This is a genomic window from Thiomonas sp. (assembly GCF_054608695.1).
In genome coordinates this window covers 22018-28860 of the sequence record NZ_JBTRXV010000051.1, presented here as the reverse complement: position 1 = coordinate 28860, position 6843 = coordinate 22018, and the positions used below count along the sequence as shown (strand labels likewise).

General features: G+C 60.0%; 4 protein-coding genes. 2 read left to right on the top strand and 2 right to left on the bottom strand.

The genetic code is table 11. The annotated features are described in order from the left end of the window. On the top strand, positions 1 to 2920 hold a 2920-nt coding region (gene dsr1 / locus ACYCUK_RS15420; RefSeq protein ID WP_461595585.1), incomplete at its 5' end, for an anti-phage defense-associated sirtuin Dsr1. 388 nt (positions 2921 to 3308) lie between these two features. After that, a complete protein-coding gene (locus ACYCUK_RS15415; RefSeq protein ID WP_461595584.1) occupies positions 3309 to 4118 on the top strand; it encodes a hypothetical protein in 810 nt (269 codons plus the stop codon). A gap of 422 nt (positions 4119 to 4540) precedes the next feature. Here the strand turns inward: ACYCUK_RS15415 and dinB are convergent, their stop codons facing one another. After that, positions 4541 to 5704, bottom strand: coding sequence for a DNA polymerase IV (dinB, locus tag ACYCUK_RS15410; RefSeq protein WP_461595583.1), 1164 nt, complete (start codon positions 5702 to 5704; stop codon positions 4541 to 4543). Between the two features lie 121 nt (positions 5705 to 5825). Next, the gene (locus ACYCUK_RS15405) at positions 5826 to 6662 is read right to left on the bottom strand and encodes a helix-turn-helix domain-containing protein (RefSeq protein ID WP_461595582.1); all 837 of its coding nucleotides are present in this window, start codon (positions 6660 to 6662) and stop codon (positions 5826 to 5828) included. Positions 6663 to 6843: the final 181 nt, after the last annotated feature.

Sequence of the window (6843 nt, the reverse complement as noted above, 5' to 3'; positions counted from 1 at the left end):
TAATGCCCTGGCAAGGCCATCGGCGAGTACACAGCAAGACGACTTTGTCGGCCGGATGTTGTGGGCCTTGTCGGATAAGTCGGGACTGCCGGCCAAACACTTTGCTGACTTCAACCCCGTCCCGTCGCTGGACTGGCTTCTGGAAGCCTTCTCGGACGAGCGCTTTCAGCACAGCGATCTGGCCCGTTTTGGGGTGCCACCACGCGACGAGGTGGACACCCAATTGCGCTTCAGCCTGATTCGCCGGCCGACGTCCTATGACCACGCACCGCCGATGCTGCTGGCTACCGGTGGTACCACCGGTAGCCAGTGGGATGACGTGATGCTTCATCTGGCCCGCTGGCTGGTGCGCCACCTGGATGACCCAAGGCTGATCATCTGGATCGCGCAACGTGGCGGCCAGTTGCACCACCGCTTGGCGTGGCTGATCGAAGGCAAGCTGAGTGAATTTGCCTCCAAGGAGTGCGAAGGTAAGGCCGCCGAGTTGGATGAAATCCGCTTTCACGCACCCAAGGCCATCCCCGGCACCTTGATGCGCGCGCTATGGCGGCTATTGCTCAGCGGACGGGTAAAATCACCGTGGAGCAATCCCGGAAGCAATCCCGGAATCTATCGATGGCAAGGCCGCCTGAAACGGGAGGGATTGACTACCACGCTGCGGTTGGAGTTGCGCGATCTGCTTACGCCCCAGGTGTCATTGAAGAAGCCGTTTCGCTGGGGCGACGATGAAGCGAACACGGACGAACCCTCGCGAATCAAGTCGTTGGTGGACTGGGACCTGATGCTGGCCGCCGATGGCGTGTATTCGGCAATGCGCGACTTTGCCGACGAACGCTGGACATGTGCCTTGCCCCTGCTGCTGGAGGACCTTCAGCAACTGCTCGTTGATGCGCTCGACCTCTTACGCGAGTTGGGTGAGGCAGATGGCCGCCATGACCGATCCCACTGGGATCTACCTTCCATCACCCCACACTGGCAGAACCGAGGCTTCCGTGACTGGGTAATCTTGATCGAGTTGCTGCGCGATGCGTGGCTGGCGGTTCACAGTATTGACAGCGCTCGCGCTACACGGATTGCCTTAGCGTGGTTCGATCTGCCATATCTCACCTTCAAGCGACTTGCGTTGTTTGCTGCCAGCAAGGGGGCTTGCATTGTTCCCGAGCCGTGGGTGGATTGGCTATTGGCAGATGGCGCCTGGTGGTTGTGGGCCACAGATACCAGGCGGGAGGTGTTGCGGCTATTGGTTCTTCAGGGGGATCAACTAGCAGGCGTCACTCAGGAACGTCTGGAGACCGCCATCTTGGCCGGGCCGCCAGGCGAAAGGCACCGCGGCGATCTCGAGTTTGACCAGTGGCAAGACTTGGTTGCGCGTTCAGTGTGGCTGAATCTGGCCAAACTGAACGAATCAGGCATCGCACTGGGCACGCCCGCAGCGGCACGCCTAGCGGAACTGACCAATACACATCCCCAATGGAAGTTGACGACCAATGAGCGTGAGGAGTTTTCTCACTGGATGAGCGGCACCGGCGATCCGGACTATGAAAACAGCCGGGATATTGACATCGCACCCGGCAAGCGAGGCGATCTCGTTCTATGGCTCAAAAAACCACTTCCCGAACGAAGACCCTTCTATGAAGACACGTGGCACGACGTCTGCCGCACCCGCTTCTTCCACAGCCTTTTCGCCCTGTGCGATCTGGCTGGCGACGGCCAGTGGCCGGCCCGGCGATGGCGAGAGGCATTGCATGTCTGGAGCGAAGACATCTTGGTTTGCCGATCCTGGCGATACGCTGCACCACTGGTGCAAACCATGCCCGACAGCATCATTCAGGAGATTGCCCACGCTGCGACGAGGTGGATCGAGGTTGCCTCCAAATCGCTTGATCGACACGAGGAAATTCTTCTAAACCTATGCCGCCGCGTCCTAGGCCTGCAGTTGGAAGCCGGCAACAGAATGACGCGCAATGGCGAGCCGATTGACCAACCTGTGACCGAGGCCATCAACCACCCAGTCGGGCATGTCACGCAGGCGCTGATCAACCTGTGGTTCAAACGGAAACCGAACGACAACGATGGCCTTCCAGCGGACATCAGCCCCTTCTTCACTGAACTGTGCAATGTGCATGTGGCCCGATTCCGTCACGGCCGTGTATTGCTGGGAGCGCAAATAATCGCCCTCTTCCGCGTGGATCGAGCTTGGACCGAGCAATACCTGTTGCCCCTGTTCAGTTGGGTCAATCCGGGCGAAGCGAAAGCTGTATGGGAAGGTTTCCTGTGGTCGCCACGTTTGTACCACCCCTTGTTGATTGCGTTCAAACCGCAGCTCCTGGATAGCGCAAACCACTACGCCGACTTAGGTGAACCCCGCCAACAGCTCGCGGCCTTCCTGACTTACGCGGCACTGGGGCCGACCGATGGCTACAACGTGGATGAGTTCCGATCCGCGATTGGAGCGTTGCCTCAAGAAGGGCTGGAGGAATCCGCGCAGGCGCTCTATCAGGCGCTTGAAGGAATCGACGATCAGCGAGAAGACTATTGGAAGAACCGTGTTCAGCCGTTCTGGAAATACGTTTGGCCCAAGGCCCGCAACCTTGCCACTCCGCGAATCGCCGAATCATTGACTCGGCTTGTAATCGCTGCCCGATCTGAGTTTCCCGCTGCTTTGGCGGCGGTGCAAGACTGGCTGCAACCAATTGAACACCCGGATTACGTCGTGCATCTGCTGCATGAATCGGGTTTGTGCATCGGATTCCCGGCGAATGCGCTGCAATTGCTCCATACCGTGATTGCCAACCAGCCCTGGGCCTCTCAGGAATTGGGGCAATGTTTGGATGAGATCGTGGGAGCTACGCCACAGCTCGCACAAGATCCCCGGCACCAGCGTTTATGCGAATATTTCCGGAGACGAGGGGTTTCATAAGGAAGTGAGTTGCACTTCGATAATTAGCCCCAGGATGACCGCATCCTGGCCGGGACTTGCCCCTCGATCAGGCAGCCTTTGACGACCGCTTCGGCCGAGGACCGACAAGTGATGGCAACTCGGCCTTGGGCTGCCATTGGGCACGGTATTTTGCGGCGACCACTATGTCGAAATCAGCGTCCACCTTATCCGGGAAAGCGCCGAACGGCTTTCAGCAGGGACTTTGGCTTGCAAGCTAAGTGCCAGACGCAGATCCCCCTCAAAGCCATTTTGTTATCCGCTCTAAAATGCAGGTTGGACCTCCTTCCATTGAATTGAGAATATGCCGGTCATCAGAATTGCTTGCAAGGAGAATGATCCGAACTCAAGCAACGCTGCGGCTGCCGTCATGGGTAAGACGCTGGGCCTACTGGCTGAGTCTGTCGCCAAGCCGCGAGCGACGGGCAGCCGGCCGGAAAAGACACAGCCCAAGAATCCCAACGCGCTGACGATCAAGCAACATGTTTTTCCAGTGCGCTGCATAGAGCCCTTTGTCGGTCAGCGCCGCCAGGTGGCCGTGTTCGACATGCTCAGGAACAAGCATCGCCACGCGAAGCCCGATGACCAATTTTTCTGTGCAATGCGAGTTTGGGACCAGCCAACCGAAATGCACATGAAACATATCGAGGATAGGTTTCAGGCGATCGTTCTGCCGGTCCTTCACGGCAAGGACAACTCGATCGCTGCCTCGCAGAAGCGCGACATCGACAGCATGTTCGCACTTTGGTACATGCGGGCGCGCTACAGGCGACTCGACGAGCAGGTAGTCCATTTGTATGGGGTTGAGGGCAACGAACTAACGCTGGCCGAGGAAGAAAACCTCGAGAAGAACGGTTACCTGTACGCGCGCGCGGGAGGAAAAATGCCAGCCCGTCAACTAAATGGCGTGCAGTTACGCATGCGTATGACCAACTATGCGCGCGACCTTGCAGCCATCGACAGTTGGGGCGTCATTCATGCGCAGAGTGGGGAGTTCATCGTGCCGGACATTCCGGTACACACGATCATCCCTCTCTCGCCGCGACTGGCCCTCGTAGGACCTGCCCCGGACGGGACCATCCTTGAGGCGAACGTCGCCGAGATCAACACTGCGGTCAGGGCAGGATGTCTCGAGTATTTTTTCGCGCGAGATCTGTCGATGTGTCCATTTGCAAGTTGATCGCGCGGATATTTTCTATCGACCCCGAAGGTGACTCCACCCAATGTTCTCCGATGGGAGCGCATTGACTACGTTCGTCGATCACAGAGTGCTTCGTGCAATATGTCGTTAGCCTTGGTGGGTTGCGATGTTCGTGGGGGCAGGATTTGTTCGAGACCATCCATAGTGCAGTGAAGGACTGTTGTCCTACCGAAAGTAGCCCCAGTTGTTGGGCTCATTCGAGTGATCGGCGAGGGTCGAGAGCGCCAGTTCGCAGACGCGCGAAGCCGACTCTTAGAGATCGATGCCTCAGGTTACCGCTGGCCGAAGCATAGCGGCCGCCGCCACAAGCCACGCCCAACGGCAGCAGTGGTCGATCACCTGTCAATGATCGCATTTCAGCTCTCGCCGATTTCTCTCACCTGGCAGGCATTCTGCCCGCCTCATCCCCCATCAACCCATTCCAGCTCCCGCTGCAATGGCCGCCCTGCATGTTCCAGTTCTTGCGCTGTCCTCAGCCCTGATGCCCGCACCCCCAGCAGCCGTATCCGCCCCTGCAGTTCAATCCGCTTGAGGCACTGCCCTGCCGCACGGCGAATCACTTGTGTTTCATCGGTCGGCACCACCAACGACAAATCCCGCGTCACCGTGCGGAAGTCCTCGAAGCGCAGCTTGATGCCGATGGTGCGACTGACCAAGCCCTTGCGCTGCAGATCATCCGCCAGGCGCTGGCAGAGTTCGGTGAACACCGCCGAGAGGGCGGCACGGTCATGACGGGGATGCAGATCGCGCTCGAAGGTGGTCTCGCGGCTGACGGACTTGGTCTCGCGGACCGTGACGACCGGGCGGTCGTCGATGCCTTGCGCCACATCCTGCAGCCACGCGGCATAGGTGGCACCGAAGTGCTGCTGCAACACACCGGCATCGGCCCCTGCCAGATCGGCCAGGGTGTGGATGCCAAGATCGTTGAGTTTGAGCGTCGCCTTGGGACCGATGCCGCCCACCTTGCTGACCGAGAGTGGCCCGATGCGCGTGGGCATGTCCGTCTCGGTCAGGATGGTGATGCCGTCGGGCTTGTCCAGTTCCGAGGCCATCTTCGACAGCAGCTTGTTGGGGGTGATGCCGATGGAGCACGTCAGCCCCGTGGCTTGGTGCACGGCCTGCTTGATGCGCACGGCCAGGGTATGGGCTTCTCCCGGCAGGTCGGTGAGGTCGATGTAGATCTCGTCGATGCCGCGGTCTTCGATCTGCGGGGCGATCTGGGCCACCGCCGCTTTGAACAAGGCCGAGTGATGGCGATAGGCCTCGAAATTGGCCGGCAGCAGGATGGCGTCCGGGGCGAGCTGGGCGGCTTGCATCATGCCCATGCCGGAGAACACGCCGAAGGCTCGGGCTTCGTAGGTGGAGGTGGTCACCACACCCCGGCCGACGTACGCGCGCAGCCGGGCAAAGCGGTGGGTGCCGTCGGCCTGGAGGGTGGGATGCCAGTCATGGCGGCCCCCCACCACCACGGGCAGGCCGCGCAGTTCGGGATAGCGCAGCAACTCCACCGAGGCGAAGAAGGCGTCCATGTCCAAGTGGGCGATGCGGCGGTTTGATGGAACCATGCCAGCTACACCCCATCGGGCAGGATCACGGGCATGCAGTCGTGGATGGTTCGCATCCAGGCGTTCGCTTCAGGGGTGAAGACACCGATAGGCTCCGGGGAAACCACATGGTCGGACGGTGTCAGACGAGTGGCGGTGCGCCATCGCCGATCTTGAACTCCGATGCTTCCTCGACAAACGATTTCCACTTCCTCGGCGGCAGCCCAAGCTGAAGCGCAACCGTTCGAACGGCGGATAAATCGTGGGCTCCGCGGATGTTGAGCAGTGTGCCCCTCCGCCAGATTTCGTCCCAGTACGCCTCGAAAAAGTCCCGGAAAGGGGCACCGGACACGCGGAGTCCCGGTCGGCGCTGCGGAGGAACGCCCGTCCAATACGCACCTAACAGGAACTCCTCGTCGTCGAAGAAATAGCCGCCCATCGCGGGAACGACCTCGGTCAGTCCGGGGCAATAGCTCTTGATGTAGTAGGCGCGGCCATCGTAACGAAGAATATTCGAGAGCGTCTCTTGAAGCCGCCGGAGGTCGTAGAAAATCTCGATGCGCTGCACCTCCAGCGTGCCGGACAACAACCGCTCCGAAACCAGCGTGCGCCACTCCTGCTGGACATAGGCGGCGGTCGTGTAGGGCGCGGCAAGGCGAAGCGCCCGGAGCTTCTGCCGTGTGCGCTGGGTGAGCTCGACGAGCATGTCGGGCAGATGTTCGATCGTATCGACAAGCGCTGCTGCAATGGGCGGCGCATTCCGGTCCGCGTCTGCATGAAAAAGCGTCTCCAAATCGACGCCGAGCACCTGCGCAAGCCGCAGGCGGCTTCCATCGCGCGGCAGGTATTTGGCCGCTTCCCACGCCGCAACTGCGGTCACGTCGACCTGCAGTTGATCCGCGACCTCACGCCGCGAAAGGCCCCTGGCCTCCCGCAAGCGCTTGATTCGCCCCCCCACGGTCCAGCGCATCTGCTGCATGGCCCTCCCCACGGGCACCGGATCTCGAAACTCCCGAAATCTCCCGAAATCTCGTTCTTGCCGAGGCAAGAATAACAGCGAAAAATCCAGCACACGATCTCGCGCAGGATGCTTGGGAATCCCCGTCATTCGTGCTGGAGCGTGTTGGAGCACCGAAAACCTTCGGGCTGTCGATTCGCCT

Coding starts and splice junctions, on each gene's coding strand:
- ACYCUK_RS15415 (WP_461595584.1), top strand. CDS start 3,309: ATGGGTAAGACGCTGGGCCTACTGGCTGAGTCTGTCGCCAAGCCGCGA.
- dinB (WP_461595583.1), bottom strand. CDS start 5,704: ATGGTTCCATCAAACCGCCGCATCGCCCACTTGGACATGGACGCCTTC.
- ACYCUK_RS15405 (WP_461595582.1), bottom strand. CDS start 6,662: ATGCAGCAGATGCGCTGGACCGTGGGGGGGCGAATCAAGCGCTTGCGG.